The 19291-nt window shown below is 47.6% G+C and carries 16 protein-coding genes; 10 read left to right on the top strand and 6 right to left on the bottom strand.

From position 1 onward, the window contains the following. Positions 1-168 precede the first annotated feature (168 nt). Both MJO57_RS01485 and MJO57_RS01480 read left to right on the top strand, forming a co-directional pair. On the top strand, positions 169-795 hold the full coding sequence (locus tag MJO57_RS01485) for a hypothetical protein (RefSeq protein ID WP_252022327.1): 627 nt from the start codon (positions 169-171) through the stop codon (positions 793-795). A gap of 118 nt (positions 796-913) precedes the next feature. After that, a complete protein-coding gene (locus MJO57_RS01480; protein WP_252021478.1) occupies positions 914-1291 on the top strand; it encodes a DUF2237 family protein in 378 nt (125 codons plus the stop codon). 396 nt (positions 1292-1687) lie between these two features. Here MJO57_RS01480 and MJO57_RS01475 read toward each other — a convergent pair whose 3' ends face one another. Then, positions 1688-2872 carry a hypothetical protein gene (locus MJO57_RS01475; protein WP_252022326.1) on the bottom strand — a complete coding sequence of 395 codons (1185 nt, stop codon included), beginning with the start codon at positions 2870-2872 and terminating at the stop codon, positions 1688-1690. Positions 2873-2984: 112 nt separating this feature from the next. Here MJO57_RS01475 and MJO57_RS01470 point away from each other — a divergent pair, with 112 nt between their 5' ends. From MJO57_RS01470 to MJO57_RS33040, 3 genes are all read left to right on the top strand, one after another. Next, positions 2985-3740: a hypothetical protein gene (locus MJO57_RS01470; RefSeq protein ID WP_252022325.1), complete on the top strand. Its 756-nt coding sequence runs from the start codon at positions 2985-2987 to the stop codon at positions 3738-3740. 56 nt (positions 3741-3796) lie between these two features. Then, complete coding sequence (locus MJO57_RS33045) at positions 3797-4462, top strand: hypothetical protein (protein ID WP_371924748.1); 666 nt, start codon at positions 3797-3799, stop codon at positions 4460-4462. Positions 4463-4775: 313 nt separating this feature from the next. Next, positions 4776-5456 (top strand): transposase, encoded by a 681-nt coding sequence (locus MJO57_RS33040; protein ID WP_252021289.1) that lies wholly within the window; start codon positions 4776-4778, stop codon positions 5454-5456. Here MJO57_RS33040 and MJO57_RS01460 read toward each other — a convergent pair. Next, positions 5423-8386: a PEP/pyruvate-binding domain-containing protein gene (locus tag MJO57_RS01460; RefSeq protein WP_252022322.1), complete on the bottom strand. Its 2964-nt coding sequence runs from the start codon at positions 8384-8386 to the stop codon at positions 5423-5425. The genes MJO57_RS33040 and MJO57_RS01460 overlap by 34 nt on opposite strands. Before the next feature lie 73 nt (positions 8387-8459). On the opposite strand from MJO57_RS01460, the gene MJO57_RS01455 reads away from it, so the two are divergent. Together MJO57_RS01455 and MJO57_RS01450 are read left to right on the top strand one after the other, a co-directional pair. Beyond that, positions 8460-9737, top strand: coding sequence for an IS4 family transposase (locus MJO57_RS01455; RefSeq protein ID WP_256493142.1), 1278 nt, complete (start codon positions 8460-8462; stop codon positions 9735-9737). Positions 9738-9844: 107 nt separating this feature from the next. Continuing rightward, on the top strand, positions 9845-10243 hold the full coding sequence (locus MJO57_RS01450) for a helix-turn-helix domain-containing protein (RefSeq protein WP_371924747.1): 399 nt from the start codon (positions 9845-9847) through the stop codon (positions 10241-10243). Positions 10244-10438: 195 nt separating this feature from the next. Here MJO57_RS01450 and MJO57_RS01445 read toward each other — a convergent pair whose 3' ends face one another. The 4 genes from MJO57_RS01445 to MJO57_RS01430 form a co-directional block, all read right to left on the bottom strand. Next, positions 10439-10822: a DUF2237 family protein gene (locus MJO57_RS01445; RefSeq protein WP_252022308.1), complete on the bottom strand. Its 384-nt coding sequence runs from the start codon at positions 10820-10822 to the stop codon at positions 10439-10441. 367 nt (positions 10823-11189) lie between these two features. Further along, positions 11190-12551 (bottom strand): ISNCY family transposase, encoded by a 1362-nt coding sequence (locus MJO57_RS01440; protein ID WP_252017318.1) that lies wholly within the window; start codon positions 12549-12551, stop codon positions 11190-11192. 457 nt (positions 12552-13008) lie between these two features. After that, positions 13009-13491 carry an IS1595 family transposase gene (locus MJO57_RS01435; RefSeq protein WP_252026893.1) on the bottom strand — a complete coding sequence of 161 codons (483 nt, stop codon included), beginning with the start codon at positions 13489-13491 and terminating at the stop codon, positions 13009-13011. Further along, a complete protein-coding gene (locus tag MJO57_RS01430) occupies positions 13460-13948 on the bottom strand; it encodes a transposase (protein ID WP_252018121.1) in 489 nt (162 codons plus the stop codon). Before MJO57_RS01430 ends, MJO57_RS01435 begins: the two co-directional genes overlap by 32 nt. Positions 13949-14113: 165 nt before the next feature. Between MJO57_RS01430 and MJO57_RS01425 the strand changes: the two genes are divergently transcribed. The 3 genes from MJO57_RS01425 to MJO57_RS01415 all read left to right on the top strand — a co-directional run bounded on the left by MJO57_RS01425 (position 14114) and on the right by MJO57_RS01415 (position 19235). Further along, the gene (locus tag MJO57_RS01425) at positions 14114-14806 is read left to right on the top strand and encodes a homeobox domain-containing protein (protein WP_252022306.1); all 693 of its coding nucleotides are present in this window, start codon (positions 14114-14116) and stop codon (positions 14804-14806) included. A gap of 335 nt (positions 14807-15141) precedes the next feature. Further along, positions 15142-16503: an ISNCY family transposase gene (locus MJO57_RS01420; protein ID WP_252017318.1), complete on the top strand. Its 1362-nt coding sequence runs from the start codon at positions 15142-15144 to the stop codon at positions 16501-16503. A gap of 305 nt (positions 16504-16808) precedes the next feature. Further along, positions 16809-19235, top strand: a complete 2427-nt coding sequence (locus MJO57_RS01415) for a DNA polymerase II (protein ID WP_371924746.1) — start codon at positions 16809-16811, stop codon at positions 19233-19235. The last annotated feature ends 56 nt before the right edge of the window (positions 19236-19291 follow it).

Raw genomic sequence — 19291 nt, 5'->3', positions numbered from 1 at the left:
AATAGTAACAGGGAGAACTGGAAAGTCATTCGGGTAGTCAGAATCTGTTCAGCTAAATTGTAGTGTTCGAGGGGAACTTTTAAAATAAAAAATCAGGATGCATCCGTTGCTTCACACACACTGAATAATTTCTTAGTTTCTCATTTATCATCCAATGAAAATAAATCAGTGTTTCCCGAATTTTATTTGCAAGAAGATCTTGATGCAATTGTACCTTGTTATTCTGCCAGTGAACCTGTTAATAATGATCTAACATTGAAAAATACAACCTTAACAAACTCCCTTATAACAGCTCAAACCCCACCCCCTGAAGATTCATTCGTTAATTTTTTTCAGCCATCATCATCACCACCACCCGTTGCTGCATTTGATCCATTGAATAACAACGCACAACAGCAAGTGCACACCAAATCTGTTGAGTTTACAGCACATTCCGAACCTGTGACCCTCAGGTTTAAAGAGGTAAGCACATGCGATAAACGCAAAGCAATACAAGCCAAATACAACGCATCCGACAAAGGCAAGGCGAGCAGTGCTAAACGCTCCGCCAAATACAACGCATCGAATAAAGGCAAGGAGAGAAGATCCAAATACCTGGCATCCGAGAAAGGCAAGTTATGCATAGCCATAATAAATGCAAGAGCAAGTGCTTACAGGTCAGCTATAAAAAAAGGCTTTAGTGAAGAAGCAGCAAGGGAAAAAGGAGAGTCGGCAGCTAATGCAAAAAAAGCAAAACTTGCTTCTGCCAGCCAACCTACTTTTGCTTCGGTCTCCCGAAAGATATTGCCAGCATGACAATCCGGTTGCTTGTAGCTGCTTCCAGCACTGTTAGCACTCATAAAACCAGGATCCATTGTGAAAATGACTTTTCTTCTATCCTGTAGATCATGGGTTAATCATGGGAGGGTTTCACATGGTAGAACTGGTATTTGAACAGCCCAATGTGCTCGGCACTGAGTTAGAGACTTGCTGCCAAAGTCCAGTGACTGGCTTCTTCCGGGACGGATTTTGCCACACCTGCCTGGAGGATTCCGGCAGTCATACCGTCTGCGCCAGGATGACCGATGAGTTTCTACAGTTTTCCCTGTCCAAAGGTAATGACCTCATCACACCCAACCCTGAGTTTGGTTTTCCCGGCCTGAAAGCCGGTGACCGCTGGTGTCTGTGCGCAACTCGCTGGGTAGAGGCTAATAAGGCAGGTGTTGCCCCACCGGTTTACCTGAATGCGACCAATATGGCAGCGCTTGAAATTGTTGAGCTGGCTACGCTGAAGCAGATGGCATTGGATTGATATTAGTAGCAGCAAATTGGTCTAGACTGGAGTCCTTAAGGAAAGTCACAAACCAATTAATCAACAGAATATCACTCAGGAAATCAACTAAATGCCCGGTCTTATTGATAACACCCCATCCATAACGGATATTACCCTGTTCAAAGTTGGTTCGAGTTGTCTTTGGTCGACGCTCCCCTGCGAGCATAGGTGTTTAATGTACCTCGCTGATGGGACCAACCATAATGTGCAGTTAAGCGCCCCCGGTATACTTTACTTACACAACAGACTTAATGAATCGCAAGTACTTGACCAGTGGGGCAAAGATCACTTTTCTGAGCAAATGCCACGTTTGACAGAATCAGTCAAAGCGGAGCACCTGGAGAGATTGAAAAATCATGTTCGTATGTAAAACAGTCAAGAGTCTGTTTGCTCTCTCGGTTGATCGGGGGACTGTAAATATTCCTTCAGCTTGACGACTGAAAACGGGGGGGCAGTACCTTCTAAATTTTTACTGGAACTCCGGGTCCTTTCAGTTAAATTAGAAGTCAGTGGTAAATCACCTGAGTTTTTAGCTGAATTGACTGACTGACGATACCGCTTTTTGCGCTCCCTTTCGCGCTCGGCGTAAGCGGGATCTGTCTGGTAGCGCTTCCTGTGGCGCTCCCTTTTGCGCTCCCTTTCGCGCTTGGCGTGAGCGGGATCTTTGCGAAGCTCCCTTTGGCGCTCCCTATTGCGCACCCTTTCGCGCTCGGCGAAAGCGGGATCTTTGCGACGCTCCCTTTGGCGCTTCCTTTCCTGCTCCTTTTCGCGCTCGACGTAAGCAGGATCTTTGCGAAGCTCCCTTTGGCGCTTCCTTTCCCGTTCCCTTTCGCGCTCGGCGTAAGCGGGATCTTTGCGACGCTCCCTTTGGCGCTCCCTATTGCGCACCCTTTCGCGCTCGGCACGAGCGGGATCTTTGCGAAGCTCCCTTTTGAGCTCCCTATTGCGCACCCTATTGCGCTCGACGTAAGCGGATTCTTCGCGAAGCTCCCTTTTGCATTCAATATGTGAAGGATTTTCAACAATAGCTTCTTCGGCTTGAATCGCAGGAGATGTATATTGTTGATGATGTTCACTTTTCAATCGTGGGTTAAAAATCACAGTCGGCACTGTAGATTTAGAGTAATTAACAATACCGTCTTGATTAGGAATTTGAATAGGCGGATTAGGTTTAGTATCAACCTCTGTCGAGCTTTGCGAGGTTGATTGAACACGCTTTGTTAAGGAGTATATCGAAAAAGTATTATTTTCAGGGTCATGTTCTACAACCTGATAATTTTCCAGCGGTATAGCTACTGGAATTGCAGGAGAATCTTTATAGCCAGTTTGATTTTGTACAGCGAAACCTTTCAACCATTTTATTTTAGGATTTAAATACCCTTGATTATCTGAACTTGTAGATTGGTCAGTATTGTCATAGCTAGTTACAGGTTGTCCGAATTCAGTAACCATTCGGGAGAAAGCATGACCTGTTGCACCAGATTCAGCTAAAGACATACCTTGAATATTGGAAAGGCCGTTAGGGGCTGGACTTAATTGAGAACAAGTTGGTCTATCCATTGAATTCTGGAACTATTGAACTACAGATTAAGACCACACTTTCTTATAAAAGTTCCTCCCTTTCGCCACTTATTCACCATTTATTTATGCCAACCAAGCATAATTAATTGCTATGGCTATTACTAATAGCAACGGAAAACTCTTTGAAAGTCAGCGCCTCACGGATGAGGAAAACGGTGACGGTCGGGTAACCGGAAACGAGGTCATTGATGGCAACATCAACAATCTCTTTCAGGATATTTCCCGGATCGACCGCACCATTGGTGATGTAGCCTTGCGAAAGGCGTTTATCGGGATCAGCACCGATAACAACGACACCAGATGGTTTAACGACCCAGTTTATTCGCATTACCGCAGTTACCCATTGCGTTGTGTAGAGCTTTCATGTCAGGTTAACGGAACTTTTGTTCAAAAATGTAGTCTGAAACTACAACAAAGGAAAAATAATAATGAATACCGTATGAATCCCTCAACAATAAATAATAATCCTTCGCTGCTTTCTGCCACTGGAAGCGGTTTTCTCAGTCCCTCCAAACAATATGCTACGGGTTCCCTCGCCCTTAAAGAAGAAGGAAGGGCTACACATAACGCACGTTCAGTGGTAACACTTAAAGGCGGTAAGCCCCTTTATCATCGCCTGTGTACAGATGAATCTGCATTTGCCATTGATGAAGATTTTGTCGATTTCGCGGCAGGGTCATCCCAAAGCTATAACGAAATAAATGAGGCTATTTCAATATCAAGAGCTATGTATAGAGTCTTTTTGCATAACAAAAAGAGCATCACAGACGAAAACATTTACGATATTTGTAGCTGTATCCAAGCGCATAAAGACAGAGATTATCTTAAAAATAACATTCCACCGTAATTTCTCAAAAAGTGCTGGAAGCAGGATAATTTCGGTCAGTCGTCTATCCTCTCACCATGGCTTTTCTAGAACACCAGCAGTTACAACCTGAAGATCTACTGAGATTCATCACTCAGCAGCAAGAGCAGATCATTCAGCTCAAAGAGCAGATAGAATTGCTTGAAGCAGAGATTCGTCGTCTAAAAAAACTGCCCGCAAAGCCTGACATCAAACCAAACACCAAACCTCCCGATGATGACACCGGCAGCCCTGATGGAGATCCATCCGCTCCTGAGGGTAACGATGGAGCCAGCCCAGACACCTCGTCAAAGCAGAAGGTTAAGAAGCCCAACGAGAAAACCAGAAAGCAGCGTAAACAGCCCCGAAAGCCATCGGCGGAAAAATCCATACCCATTGCTGCCACTGATGTTCCGGAGGGATCAATCAGGAATGGAACCACCCCTTTTCATGTTCAGGAACTGACAATACAAACATCCAGTATTGAATATCTTTTTAGAGCAATGGGTGACACCCGATGGACAAACCATTACGGCCAAACCGCCAGCCAGCCTTCATGGACATCATTACGGGCCAATGCTGCAGGCCTACGTTCTGCACCAGTATCATGGTTGCTCCGTTACCCAGCCAGAACTGCTGGACTGGCTATGGGACATTGGAATCTCTATTTCCAGCGGGGAACTCAGCCAGCTTCTGACGAAAGGACACGAGCAGTTCCATGCTGAGAAAGATGAGCTGTTGACTACAGGTATTCGCTGTTCAAGTTATATCCAGACAGACGACACGGGAACAAGGCATAAGGGGAAGAACGGTTACTGCACCATCATCAATAACGAGTCCTTTGCCTGGTTCGAGAGCACAGACAGCAAAAGCCGGGAAAATTTCGTAAGCCTACTGCACCGCCCATGGTCAACTTACACGTTCACCGACGATGCCTTGATCTATCTGGAAAAACTGGATTACCCCAAAAAGTGGCTACGCGTTCTTAATCCATACAGAGGCGTCACCTTCCTGAGCCATGAAGCCTGGGAAGAATGTATGAAAGACCTGAGACTAACTGGTAGACGGCGCCAGCAGGCCAGTGAAGCCATGATTTATGGCAGCCTGATACAGCATGGAGCAGGACATCTTACCACCTTCAGTGATGGGGCAAGGCAGTTCGACGTTTTCAAACACAGCCAGTGCTGGATACATGCAGAGCGAGGGCTGGCAAAAGTTCATCCGGTCAATGATCAGCAGGCCATGGCTCAGAAATGGCTTCGGACATGGTTCTGGGCCATTTACGATGACCTTAAAGACTTCAAGACAGAGCCAACTGAAAAAAAGGCAATAAAAGTACGACAGGGGTTCCAGGCGCTGATCCAAACCCAAACGTGCAGTGGGCTTCTTCAGGATGCTCTGTCAGGGTTGGCTGTAATCAAGGAAGAGCTATTACTGGTTCTGGATGACCCGAGCTTACCGCTGCACAACAACCTGAGCGAGAGTCAGATACGAGAATATGTTAAACGACGAAAGATCAGTAGTGGGACGCGAAGCGATTTGGGGCGGCAATGTCGCGACACCTTTGCCAGCCTGAAAAAAACGTGTCGCCTGTATGGTCTCTCTTTTTGGGATTATCTGAAAAGCCGACTAATGGGCGATGGGTTATTTCCGAGATTGAGTAACCTGATTGAGGAGGCTTCACGTCATCTTCCGTGTGGTGCTGCCAGCAGTTTTTGAGAAATTACTTCTGCTCCTATAAGTTTAATTAAGTGTTTTGGAGTGTCTGCATTTGCCAGAACATAATTCATCAGCTCAAAATCGTTTCTAAACGATTCGGGTGCGTCAACAATAGCCTCAGGATTGGTTTTGATGGCGGTAAAAACAATCGCTCGCCGGTTGCGGATTTCAGGGGCAAGGTGTTTAAGGATGCGGCCATTTTGGGACACCAGACGCATGGCCGTTGTCTCGTCAGCTAACCAGTTAACATAGTGGTTCACCAGAGACTTGGCCTTGCCTGGATCAGAAAGTAAGAAATGCCATAGTAATGTTTGCCTGCCCGTTTCGGATTCACCGTTCAACAGGGCTTCAAGCTCCCGGGTGGAAGTGGAAGGTTGAGAAAAGATCAGTGCCGCTTCAACCAGATGGCGGATCGTCCTATCGTGGGTGCAGCGGTTCATCAGAGATTTTCTTTTCATGTAAGCGAAGCACCAATAAATATGCTCCAGGGCAAATTTATTGGTTGCAGAGAAAACAGGATTAGTCAGCTTTTCCCTGATTGCGATCATATTCCATTGTGTCTGACTTCCGTCCAGATTCAATGGCTGCAACAAGCAGTCTACATTGCCCAATTTTTTCAATACACTCAGAATGTCCACAAACATCCGCTGCAGATCTTTTCTGGCAGGAAGATGAGTGAATTCAAAAAGGACCTGACCTGTCTGTTCATTGAAATGGATTTCCGGGGCATTGAAGCCGCTATTTTTCTGATATTGAGACAGTGTTTGCGTCAAAAACCAAATTCGCTGAAACTTTCCACGTTGGCGCTCTTTCGATGTACCGGCTAATGCCTCCGAATAACACAACCGAAAGGTCCGTTGTTTGCCACCGTCGGCCTGTTCCAACAGATCGATGGTACAGGCATGAGCCTGGAGCTGGATCGATAACCGGGTACACTCTGGCATATTGAGAACGGTCACTTCGTTAGCAGAAAATTGTCTGAGTGCGTCATAGCAGGTGCTGTCGAATAATGGCTGCTTCTGAGATACTGAAAAGTCAACAATATCAAAACATTTGGGCTTTACTCCATGATACGCGTTGGTAAACATTCTGCTCAGTTTACCCTGCCCTGAAGCAGAGGCTACGGGCCAGAGCCTGGCAATAAAACATTTGTGCAACCATAGAATCAGTTCATGGACACTCTTGATGCGGTGTACAGAATTGACCGACTCAAGCCGTTGCAGGAGGTCTTTCAGTAACTGACAACTGGCCCGCCATTGTTGAAAATCCGAACCCGGGGCAGGTAACTCCCCTTCAGACAGGAATGGCCTGGTGACATCGGCCAGTGTTTGTTCAACCTTTGCCTGCAGCAACGCCAGTTGCTGATCAAGCGCTGTTATCTCCTCACGATATTGTTGTCCCAGTTTTGGATCTGCGGCTGCGCCCAGCATTAAAAACTGTGCGTAGCCGGAGAGAAAAGCCCGGGTCTCTTGCATAAAGTTGTCGATCTCCCGGACACAGCCTTGCACAATCGCCCGTCGTTCGGGGTGCATGCTCAGTTGGACTGCGCCGTTTTTCGACAGGCAGAGATTGACCAGTCGCTCCGCCCCGAGAAAGTTCAGCAGCCTGGAATTTTGCTCGCCCAGCCACGCGAACCGGCGTGCGACACAGGGTTCTTTTTCCGGCAGCGCAGGTTGCCATGCCTGCAGGGTCGCCAATGCAGTTTGATAATCGGGGCTGGCAGAGCCGCCACTCAGACCCAGCAATTCCTGCTCCCGATCACCCGACAACAAAAAACCACCGGACTGCTGCTGAAACTGGCCACACACCAGTGTGACCTGCTCAGGGGAATCACCATCAGGCCACCATTGGGGCTGGTCCACCAACAGGCAGGGTATGGCTGCCTGTCGCAAGCTGATCGATATATGGTCGTTACGGGCGCCTTTTTTCAGCACCACCCCTTGGGTTTTCGCCAGCACCTCAGGTGCCAGCAGCCAGTCACCGCCATGATCACAAAACAGGACGACGTTGTCAGGCAGACAGCTGTCGTTGATTGGACGATCGGTGGCCAGCGCCAACCCCGAGCCGCAACCGTCACTGACCGGGGTTCCCTGATCCAGATAGCGGGAAGGAGAGGCGATGGAAAACTGGCTGCCGCCGGGCAGACGGGTAATCGGGCGCACCTGCAGAAACCAGACCCGGTTATCCTGATCAATGGCAAATTCAAAATCCACCGGCGACATCAGCGCATCTTCCAGTTTTTTTCCTCCCTGAACCAGACTGTCCAGAGCGTCTTTGCCAAGGGGTTCAGCCGCTTCAGCGTTACCGTCAAAGGTGGTCCACTCTTCAACATAGCCATTCTGTTCATTGGCGCGCAACACGAATCCACCATCAGGACTTCCGGGGTTGAAGACCGCCTCCCACTGCTTGCCGTTACGTTTGATCTCATAACAATGGGGGGTGATACCGTGTTGACCGGACACCACCGCCTTGGGTTGCCCCGGTCCATACTCAATCACTAACGTGCTGTCCTCAATGCCACGATAACTCATGGCCACTCCACCCACACGGCATGGAATGCACTGTTGCAGGATGATTGACATGCCTTGAGTGGCCTGTTGGGAAAACACAGCAGGACGGTAGGCTGAAGCCAATACCTGAAGACAGGTGGCCACGATATCCGCCTGACCATGCACCACTGATTCGTACTTGCCGGCCTGGGCGTTACCAAACGAGTCCTCAGCCACGCCGGAGCTGCGCACGATAACCGGACTATCGGGTTGTGTCAGGCCGGTGCGCAAATCCTCATAAACCGTGCGCAGGGTGTCGGCAATGGGAAGTGCCCGTATTTGCTGATAACAATCCGGCCCGGCAACAAATGAACTTAGGGTAGACATTAAGCTCAAAAAAGGTTCGTTTCCGGCGGCAGAACCCACCTTGAACAGCCACAATAAAGCTTCGAAACCATTATCAATGGCTGAACAAGATGAGTACTGCAAATAGTAGATTAGTTGAAAAAAACTGTTGACCTGTTTCGACCGGTCAGAACTCCTAAGTATGGCGGAACAGCTTGGTTTTACTATACGACAGCGAGATATCCGTCCTTTGGATTTTATCCTCTCACTGATCGATGCCCTCGCTGGTGATGGAAACTGCGATACCCAGGCGGATCTACACCGTAAATTTAACGAGTTGACGGGGCTGAATGTCTCTTATCGTTCTTGGGCAAATCAAGCTAAAAAGGACGCGCTGCCTACTCTTATCCTGTGGCTATGGGTGCAGTGTCTGGAAATATTTTCCCGCAAAGTCATGGCGTTTGATGAAGACAGTCCATTTTCAGAGTTTGAGCACATTCTGATTCAGGACGGTTCGTCACAAGCTGTCTATGATGCCCTGAAAGAAGCATTTCCCGGCAGGTTCTCAACGGTCAGTCCTGCTGCCGTCGAGCTTCATACGACAATGGATCTTCTCACCAACAACCTGGTGCGGGTGCAGCTGACTGAAGATACCCGTTCAGAAAGAGACTGTCTGCCACCACTGCCAACATCCATGGCCTATATCCTGATGCTAATGGATGCCGGTTATTTTGAGCTGGAACTCTTTGCCGCTATTGATGACAGGGAGGGTTCTTTTATCTGCAAGGCACCTCAGAGTATCAACCCGACGATACTCAGCGCGGTACGGGAGGATGGCAAGAATCTCAATCGCTACAAAGGACAAAAACTGAAGGATGTACTGTCTGGCTTCCCCAAAGACCAGTGCCTCGACCTGGATGTAGAATGGCCGGGATTCAAAGCCTGGCCATTCCGCTTGGTTGTCCGCTGGAATGACAAAAAACAGAAGTGGGTTTTCGTTGTGACCAACCTGAACCGGGTGGAGTTCACCTTGAGTGATGTGCTCCAGGCCTATCGTCTACGGTGGCAGATAGAGCTGATTTTCAAAGAGATCAAATCCTATTCAGGGTGGCATCGTTTTAACACCAAATCAGCGACACTGGTGTTTAGCCTGATTCTGATGTCCTTTGTGGTTGTGACGTTGAAAAGGTACCTTGCCCATGCTGCACAGGCGAACCTCTGTGAAAGTGGGAGCATTGAGGAAATCTCGACGCACAAGGTGATGAAAAGTGGGACTCACCTGTTTGGTAATGTGATTTCATCGTTGATAAATGCAGGAAAGTCATTGGTCTCATGCATTAAAAAGCTACTGGACTTCTGGGGAAATAATGCGAAACGAGAACACCCTGCACGGGATGATTGTTCAGGGCGTACAAGATTAGGCTTCTGTGCAGTGGGTGGAGCTTAATGTCTACCTTAAGAGTACGCAAGAAAAAACCCAGCTCAAACGGAGTGGGGACTCCTCGCTGGGCTTCTCTTTAATCAAGTGAGCTATCGCTCAAAGGCAGTATAGCAATGATTTCGTTCGCGTACACAATCGGGGTGCTGAAATTGATTCGCCTGGAACTTCAGCTTGAGAAAATGCACCGGCTTAATACCACACAAATGCTGGCGCTGATCCTGCTGGCCAGTTATGCCAATGCACAAGGTGAGTGCTGGCCCAGTCAAAACACGATGGCTAAATTGTTAAACCTGAGCAGGCCAACCGTTAACCAGTGCCTGAAAAAACTGGAGCAGGAAGGTTTTATCGAAAGCTTGCAGCAACGCACCCATGGCAACGGCATGACTAACAAAGTCTACCGTATGCGGTTTGAGCCGTTTATCTTCAAACGTGAACAACGCTTTAACTGCTTCGGGCAGAAAATCGACGATCCTCGCATGGCCGACACGTCATGGGCAGATGGCTTCGAGTAAGGGAACATAACAACCGCATCCAAGGGACTTCGCCCGTGATGCAAAAGGTTATGTTCATCAATGATTTCAGCTGGATTGATAGAAGTTCTGAAGGAATTCCCGGTAAATGACGGGCCAGTTCTCTGAATTGATTGGCCTCAAGAGGCAGGTGCCAGAGTATCTTGCAGATATTCAGCTAAACACCGACGTCATCGTTTAACACAGATCTATAGCGTGTTGCTTCAATACCGCCAACTCAATCATTTTCAGGGTATTGATATGGGTGGCGCGAATATAAACCGGGGGGGCAGCATTGGCTTCATAAGCTTCTATCCACCGGGCCGCACAAAGACACCAACGGTCTCCAGCCTTGAGCCCGGGAAAGCCCCACTCTTCCCGGGGCGTGATCAGATCATTGCCTTTGGATAGAGAGTATTGCAGAAACTCATCGGTCATGTGAGCACAGACCGTGTGGCCACCCTGGTCATCGGGGTGGGTATGGCAGAAGCCATCCCGGAAAAAACCGGTCACAGGCTCCTGGCAGCAGGTTTCCAGCACTAAGCCCAGCACATTTTGTTGTTCAAAGAATGACTCGGCCATCCATTTCACTCCAGCATTTCAATAACCGAACCTACGGGAAGAGTAGGTTTTATCGTCGGGAATACCACATCATTGTCCGTTCCCCGGAATCCGTTAAGAACCATCGGGAAAACTTTTATTCTTGATTAGATTTTTTGATGCTTACGTCTAGTATAATTTTACCTAGTTCTCGTCCAAAAACGCATCAGGCAATCATAATTAGATTGTACGTTCGTTTTGATATTTCCTGAAATTCCAGAGAGCCGCAAAAACTCTTCCCTTTTTTTCTCTAATCTGGGACGGATATTGGAGAAAAACGCGAAAAGCAGGCAGAAAACATCCTCCCACCATGCTGGAAAGGTACTTTCATGTAGCGTGGAGGTGGCTATCAGGATGGTGCCGGGTGTCTGGCCAGAATCACCAGGTTGTAACAGACCACCGATAACCAGCAATGAGAATCAAAACGCTCAGAACCCTTGCAGTGGCAACGTGATAGCCCAAAACATCTCTTTAGCCACGAAATTCCCGCTTCAATACCTGCCCGGAAGCGAAAGAGCGTTTTATACACATACTGACTTTTAGTCATCTCTTCGACTTCAAGTCCGCGCTTCTTATTAAAAGCTACATCGCTGATTCCCATGGCCTTGGCTTTTTCCAAATTAGCGCGACACGCGTATCCGCCGTCACCGCTTGTCTGGCGAGGTACACGACCATAAATTTCTTTTTGTCTTTCCATCATCGGAATGAATTGGTCCGAATCCGCTGGGTTACCTTCCTCAATAACCAGGTCCAGGATCAATCGACTTTTTCCCTGAACCAGGTTCAGTTTATGGCCATACTGTACTTGCCGCCTGTCTTTTACGATGATATCCGTATGGGGTTCATACAGGCTAACCACTTTTTCCTGGGCTGGCACCTTTTCACCCTTAAAGACCCTGCGCTCTGTCTGGGAGACTATTGCATCCACCAGGGGTAACAGGTGATCCACATCGGCCTGCCACTTGTCGGCATCATCAGCCAGGAGACACTGCCCCTGCTGACGGGCGTTTGCTAGCGTGACAGTAGCTTCGATAAGTACCTTCCGGGATTTTCGGGTCAACTGCAGCAGTTTTTTATAATGCTGATGCCGCTCTTCTTTGCCAGCGTAGATGCATTTTCTGGCCGCATCTTTTACGGCTCGGTTGTGATGGGTATATTCATAAAGCGGTGTCGCTGTCAGTGTTTGTCCCCGTTCCAGCAGCCGACAAATTTCTTTAACGGAACTGGCTAAAAGATCACTGTCGCAAGGAGGTTTGATATCCGATTCGGTGACTGTGCTGTCAATAGCCACAGTGCGCCCTTTTTCAATACCCTGATCTTTAGCGGTCATTAGCTGACAGTTATTAATCCGTTCCCATGTAGATGCAGTAAGAAGGCTGATGAGCCCATGCAAACTGGAGCGACTGGGGCGCTGGTTTGGTTCGAGGCGACAAAAGTCTCGAAAGAGCATGGAGTCCATCAAAACAAACGACAAGTAGTCATAATCACAATTCAAATACTGTTTCAGGAGTGCCGCACGAAGAACGGATTCTGCTGATAGTCCGTTCCGCCCAGTGTTCTGTTTATCACCAGAACTTAAGTCCTCATAAATCCAGTCATTGAACTGTGGATGGGCGTCAAGCCATTGCGAGATACCGGAAAGCTGGGAGCAGATTTCATGAGGTACGTAATGGAGTTCCATACTACACTGCGGGTTGCGTTTTTTGCGCATTTGGAGTCCTCTGTTTTTGGCAATCCCTTATGTTTCTTGCTCTTGGGAAGTTTAGTCGCCAGATAGCAGTAGGGCTCCACTTAATTTTTCAGGGTAAAATCTACAGTTTTCAATTGGTTGTGTTTTTGGACGAGAACTACCTACAACGAATTGGCTGAATTTATGAATCCGGCAGGCTCTCCCGACCAACCTGGCCCAGCGTTGTCTAGTGCTGTTAGCTCATCCCAAACGGTTCATACCGGTTCAATCTGTGAGCCAGCAGGTGGACAAGCGACCTCTACATATGGCAGGTTTTCTGTAACGCCGTATGATCCCTATCCATTCTGTTACGTAAATAGTCTTTCGCCAGTGATGTATCAGGCAAGGGGCGCATACCCTTTCACCTCAAGCAGTTATGGGGCAAGGGATTCATGTGCGGATATTATATCAAGTAAGGCTCTTTTCCAATTCCAGACTGCTATGTAACCAGCAAGTTGACTAAGGGCTGAAGAAGACTTTTGCCTCTTCGGCCAATATTATGCAAAAACTCAAAAAAGCCAAGGTAAAGGGGTAAAGCCTCTTGGGATATTCCCCTGTGAGGCCTTAGCCACGAGCGTAGAAGTGACCAAAACCCCTCCATAGTATTAACATGCACCTCGTAAATACCGTCTTTGTCATCATCACGGGCATACTCACCTTTGCCGTGACAGACCGTTTTATGTCTGAAGCCCCAGCTTTCAAGGTCATCATAGATGTTGTATTCATCGGTATAAATCTGGCTCTGTGGGGCTACGTGTTTCTTGATAAATGGTTCGATTGTCGCCTTCTTAACGTTCGACAGCATGTTGATAATGACCTGACCTCCCCTTTGAATCATTCCCAATACCGGCGGTTTGTCTTTTTCAAGAGTCCCACGGCCCGGAGCGCCTTTAAGCCTTCTTTTTCTCGGTGGACGATCCAGATTTTTTTAATGCTTCAGGGTGTCCCTTGTGACCAGCTACAATGTAGACCTCGTCGAATTCAACTTCGCCATCAAGAATCACTTCAGGCTTTCGGTCAACAACACCATTTCGTAAGACTGTGGTCATATGGTGTGCATCACTGACACACAGATCAAGTTCCTGAGCTATCTGGCTGTTGGAGACGTTCAGCCCCATTAAATAGAGACAGGCAATCCAGACTTTGAGTGGTCGGTGGTGTCCTGCGAAAACCGTATTTGTCAGGTCATCGAAGTAGCGCTTACAGGACTTACAGTAATAGTGCTGGCACTCTACCTGCACATTGTCGTGTCCATTCTTTTTGACATTCTCAGAATCACAGTGCGGACAGAGAACAGTGCCATCTGGCCAGCGGTTCTCACGGATCATCTCAAAGCAGGTGTCATTACTGATGAGATCTGAGATTCGGCCTATATTCATGGTCAATGCTGGCGATGGCTAATTATATCCACCAAGGATAGTTCAGCAGTTCGGAATTCGAAAAGAGCCTCAAGTAATTTTCCCTTGTTTCGTGGGGCTGCAATGAATTCAGCTTTTGATCCTTATCTGCGTCATTGTTCCCCTCAGGGACTGACAGGACCTAGAATGAGTTCTGGTTATTGCCCCGATGATTATATAGTGGCTTCCGCCCGGGCATTGGATATGAGGCGGGAGAGTGACCAACCCGGTTCCTTTTTGGATACGTCAAATAGAGGAACTGATGCGGATGAATGGCCCTCTCAGCAAGTAGGCCCTGAGAAATCTGAGAAACCTAAGAAAAAAGAACGTAAGCAACGTACAAGCTTTCCTGAATGGAAAGTTCAAAGGCTAAATAAGGCATTTTTTCAACATAATTATTATGTATCAAATTGTGAACGAGCTAAGCTTGCTTCAATATTACAAATCACGGAAGAACAGGTAAAAATCTGGTTTCAGAACAAAAGGACGACTATAAAACGTGCTCGTTCAGTGAATGCAGGCAACAGTGTTCAGAATATTGAGGTATCCAGGGCCGTTCCCAAGTCTTGGGGAAGGCCCCGACGCGTGGAGTCGGTTTCTTTGCAAGGAATGGGTATAGAGCAGAAATACACTTTGCTTTCCGAGAGGAATACGGTTGTTTGTAGCGCTACAGCAAAATCACCTGTTGATGCGCTGCAAGAAATGTTAGTGAAAATCAAAGAAACTTCTCAGGCACGACCGTCTTCTTCAGTCGCTGACTGTAATCAACCTGAATCTCTTGAACCTGAGGTTCCTGTAGCGACTACTTCACAGGCTATTTCCAGTACATCATGTCAATGAGAATGACGTATAGCAATACATTCTAAAGTATCGTATCCAAAGCAATAATGGGGTCGAATTGTCTGATCAGCAGGATGAATCAGTCAATACCGGAAACTATTGGCATGCCTGATGGTTCCCTTTGAGGTTGTTTTTCATAGGTTTTTCATAGGTTTTTCATAGGTTTTTCATAGGTTTTTCATAGGTTTTTCATAGATAGTTCTCGTCCAAAAACACAACCAATTGAAAACTGTAGATTTTATCCTGAAAAATTAAGTGGAGCCCTACTGCTATCTGGCGACTAAACTTCCCAAGAGCAAGAAACATAAGGGATTGCCAAAAACAGAGGACTCCAAATGCGCAAAAAACGCAACCCGCAGTGTAGTATGGAACTCCATTACGTACCTCATGAAATCTGCTCCCAGCTTTCCGGTATCTCGCAATGGCTTGACGCCCATCCACAGTTCAATGACTGGATTTATGAGGACTTAAGTTCTGGTGATAAACAGAACACTGGGCGGAACGGACTATCAGCAGAATCCGTTCTTCGTGCGGCACTCCTGAAACAGTATTTGAATTGTGATTATGACTACTTGTCGTTTGTTTTGATGGACTCCATGCTCTTTCGAGACTTTTGTCGCCTCGAACCAAACCAGCGCCCCAGTCGCTCCAGTTTGCATGGGCTCATCAGCCTTCTTACTGCATCTACATGGGAACGGATTAATAACTGTCAGCTAATGACCGCTAAAGATCAGGGTATTGAAAAAGGGCGCACTGTGGCTATTGACAGCACAGTCACCGAATCGGATATCAAACCTCCTTGCGACAGTGATCTTTTAGCCAGTTCCGTTAAAGAAATTTGTCGGCTGCTGGAACGGGGACAAACACTGACAGCGACACCGCTTTATGAATATACCCATCACAACCGAGCCGTAAAAGATGCGGCCAGAAAATGCATCTACGCTGGCAAAGAAGAGCGGCATCAGCATTATAAAAAACTGCTGCAGTTGACCCGAAAATCCCGGAAGGTACTTATCGAAGCTACTGTCACGCTAGCAAACGCCCGTCAGCAGGGGCAGTGTCTCCTGGCTGATGATGCCGACAAGTGGCAGGCCGATGTGGATCACCTGTTACCCCTGGTGGATGCAATAGTCTCCCAGACAGAGCGCAGGGTCTTTAAGGGTGAAAAGGTGCCAGCCCAGGAAAAAGTGGTTAGCCTGTATGAACCCCATACGGATATCATCGTAAAAGACAGGCGGCAAGTACAGTATGGCCATAAACTGAACCTGGTTCAGGGAAAAAGTCGATTGATCCTGGACCTGGTTATTGAGGAAGGTAACCCAGCGGATTCGGACCAATTCATTCCGATGATGGAAAGACAAAAAGAAATTTATGGTCGTGTACCTCGCCAGACAAGCGGTGACGGCGGATACGCGTGTCGCGCTAATTTGGAAAAAGCCAAGGCCATGGGAATCAGCGATGTAGCTTTTAATAAGAAGCGCGGACTTGAAGTCGAAGAGATGACTAAAAGTCAGTATGTGTATAAAACGCTCTTTCGCTTCCGGGCAGGTATTGAAGCGGGAATTTCGTGGCTAAAGAGATGTTTTGGGCTATCACGTTGCCACTGCAAGGGTTCTGAGCGTTTTGATTCTCATTGCTGGTTATCGGTGGTCTGTTACAACCTGGTGATTCTGGCCAGACACCCGGCACCATCCTGATAGCCACCTCCACGCTACATGAAAGTACCTTTCCAGCATGGTGGGAGGATGTTTTCTGCCTGCTTTTCGCGTTTTTCTCCAATATCCGTCCCAGATTAGAGAAAAAAAGGGAAGAGTTTTTGCGGCTCTCTGGAATTTCAGGAAATATCAAAACGCACGTACAATCTAATTATGATTGCCTGATGCGTTTTTGGACGAGAACTAGATAGGATAGTGGCGCTGCATCTCTGCATAGATGGGACTCATTTTCAGGCTGGTTAAGTGATTAATAGCTATCTGACCTTTTGTTACTGAATCAAGGTAAGATGGTACCATCTATCACTTTTCCAGCTTTGACTATGGCAGCAGGACAAACAGGTTTTCTATTAAGCCGACAGAGCGCAGATCGCCGTAACCAGACCGAAATGGTATTTTGGCTGGTAACGGACGGCCAACCGGTATGTCTGGTTATTGAAGGAGAACTGCCCGTCTTTTTTCTGGAAACGGCAGCTTATGAGCAAGCTCAAAGGTTGCTGAGTAATGCCCAGATCACTTTTTCCCATCGGCACCTGGAATTAACAACGTTTCATCATCAGCCGGTCACTGCATTCTATTTCAATACCCTTGATAGCAGCCAGCGGGCAAGGCGGTTACTCAGTTCAGAATTCCTACCGGTATTTGAAGCCGATGTTCGCCTGCATGACCGCTATCTGATGGAACGCTTTGTCTATGGGCCTCTGGAGTTTACGGGTGAGCCGATTCAGAGACAGGGTTTTCTGGAATATCGCCATGCCCGCATTCGTCCAGCTCGATACGTGCCGTCATTCAGGGTTATTTCTCTGGATATTGAGTGCTCTGTCAGAGGTGAGCTTTACTCAATCGGTCTCTATGGGCAGAACATCTCGACGGTATTGATGATTGGAGAGCCTTCGGCGGATAAAGAGCCTTCAGCGGATAAAGAGCTTTTAGTTGATGCAGAACTCACGATTCAATGGGTTGCTGACGAAAAGGCATTACTCGAAGCATTGGTTGTGCAGGTAGCGCAGTATGACCCGGATCTGTTTATTGGCTGGAATGTGATCAATTTTGATTTCCGGCTCTTACTGAAACGTGCGACTTGGCACAGAATGTCATTGAAATTGGGCCGAGGAGGTCAGCCCGCCAGTTGGCGTGAGCGAAACAGTGATGCTGCTGAGGGTGATGTCCATATACCGGGTCGTTTGGTGATCGATGGCATTGACGCTCTAAAGTCTGCCACCTGGCATTTTGACCGTTTCAGTCTGGAGTCTGTTGCCCGGGAATTATTGGGTAAAGGAAAAGCGATTAACGATGTGAGTAACCGGATGAGCGAAATTACTCACGATTTTCATCACAATAAAGAGAAACTGGCATGCTACAACCTGGAAGACTGTCGTCTGGTAGCGGAGATTTTTGAGCAAACCCGATTGTTGGACTTTCTTCGATTACGCAGTGAATTAACCGGGTTGGAGCTGGGTCGAATTGGTGGTTCTGTCCAGGCCTTTACCAATCTTTATCTGCCGAAATTACATCGCACGGGATATATCGCGCCGAATTTACCCGAGGGCGGCGGCCTGGCTTCACCGGGTGGTTATGTTATGGACTCCGTGCCTGGATTATACAGGAATGTACTGGTACTGGATTATAAAAGCCTCTACCCCTCAATTATCCGAACGTTCAAGATTGATCCTCTGGGGCTGGTGGAGGGGTTGAAAGATCCTGATCATGCCATTCCCGGTTTTAAAGGGGCCCTGTTTTCCAGGAATCGACATTTTTTACCGGAGATTATTACTCAGCTCTGGCAGCAGAGAGATCAGGCCAAGGCAGAAAAAGACGATGCCCGCTCACAAGCGATCAAAATCCTGATGAACTCCTTCTACGGCGTTTTGGGTTCTGGCGGTTGCCGCTTTTATGATACCCGGCTGGCCAGCTCCATTACCCTGCGCGGCCATGAAATAATGCAGCAGACCGCACGCTGGGTTGAAGAGCGTGGGCATCGGGTCATCTATGGGGATACTGATTCCATCTTTGTTTTATTGAAAGAAACACTTTCCCATAAGGAGGCTGACGAGATTGGACAGCGCCTTGCTGTGGAAATTAATGAGCAATGGAAAGCCTTGTTGATGGCATCTTATGGGTTAACGTCCTGTCTTGAGATGGAATATGAAACGCACTATCAGCGATTTTTGATGCCGACCATTCGTGGTTCAGAAACGGGCAGCAAGAAGCGTTATGCCGGATTGAAGGTGAGTAAAGGCCGTGAGGAACTCATCTGTAAGGGACTGGAGACGGTTCGGTCAGACTGGACGTCAATTGCACGTGAATTTCAGGCAGAGTTGCTCAGGCTAGTGTTTGCAGACACTGACCCTTCGGCCTATATTCTGGAAACCGTTGCCGCCGTTAGAGACGGGAAAAAAGATGATCAACTGGTGTATAGGAAAAGGCTGCGTCGCCGCTTGAAAGACTATGTGAAACATGTACCTCCACAGGTCCGTGCCGCACGAATGGCTGATGGTCATAATCGGTCGGCAGGTAAACCTCTTCAGTATCAGAACAAAGGTTCCGTTCAATATCTCATTACCGTTAATGGACCAGAGCCTATCGACTATCGAAACAGCGCCATTGATTATGACCACTACGTTACCCGACAGCTTAAGCCCATTGCTGATGGTATTCTGCCTTTTGTGCATATGGATTTTGACAAAATCATTACATCTCAGGTCAGTTTGTTTTAAAGCCCCCGGCTTGAGCTTTCACAGGTCGGTGTCTACTTTCTGAAAGGAGTCAATTG

Origin of the sequence: Endozoicomonas sp. SCSIO W0465 (assembly GCF_023716865.1) — a bacterium.
In the GTDB taxonomy this organism is placed as follows: Bacteria; Pseudomonadota; Gammaproteobacteria; order Pseudomonadales; family Endozoicomonadaceae; genus Endozoicomonas.
The sequence above is the reverse complement of the archived record's forward strand: the minus strand, read 5'-3'. Positions and strand labels throughout refer to the sequence as shown.

Excerpts from the sequence above, each read along its gene's own strand:
- MJO57_RS01480 (WP_252021478.1), top strand. The coding sequence starts at position 914 with ATGGTAGAACTGGTATTTGAACAGCCCAATGTGCTCGGCACTGAGTTA.
- MJO57_RS01475 (WP_252022326.1), bottom strand. The coding sequence starts at position 2,872 with ATGGATAGACCAACTTGTTCTCAATTAAGTCCAGCCCCTAACGGCCTT.
- MJO57_RS01470 (WP_252022325.1), top strand. The coding sequence starts at position 2,985 with ATGGCTATTACTAATAGCAACGGAAAACTCTTTGAAAGTCAGCGCCTC.
- MJO57_RS33045 (WP_371924748.1), top strand. The coding sequence starts at position 3,797 with ATGGCTTTTCTAGAACACCAGCAGTTACAACCTGAAGATCTACTGAGA.
- MJO57_RS33040 (WP_252021289.1), top strand. The coding sequence starts at position 4,776 with ATGAAAGACCTGAGACTAACTGGTAGACGGCGCCAGCAGGCCAGTGAA.
- MJO57_RS01450 (WP_371924747.1), top strand. The coding sequence starts at position 9,845 with ATGATTTCGTTCGCGTACACAATCGGGGTGCTGAAATTGATTCGCCTG.
- MJO57_RS01445 (WP_252022308.1), bottom strand. The coding sequence starts at position 10,822 with ATGGCCGAGTCATTCTTTGAACAACAAAATGTGCTGGGCTTAGTGCTG.
- MJO57_RS01440 (WP_252017318.1), bottom strand. The coding sequence starts at position 12,551 with ATGCGCAAAAAACGCAACCCGCAGTGTAGTATGGAACTCCATTACGTA.
- MJO57_RS01430 (WP_252018121.1), bottom strand. The coding sequence starts at position 13,948 with ATGAATATAGGCCGAATCTCAGATCTCATCAGTAATGACACCTGCTTT.
- MJO57_RS01425 (WP_252022306.1), top strand. The coding sequence starts at position 14,114 with ATGAGTTCTGGTTATTGCCCCGATGATTATATAGTGGCTTCCGCCCGG.
- MJO57_RS01420 (WP_252017318.1), top strand. The coding sequence starts at position 15,142 with ATGCGCAAAAAACGCAACCCGCAGTGTAGTATGGAACTCCATTACGTA.
- MJO57_RS01415 (WP_371924746.1), top strand. The coding sequence starts at position 16,809 with ATGGTACCATCTATCACTTTTCCAGCTTTGACTATGGCAGCAGGACAA.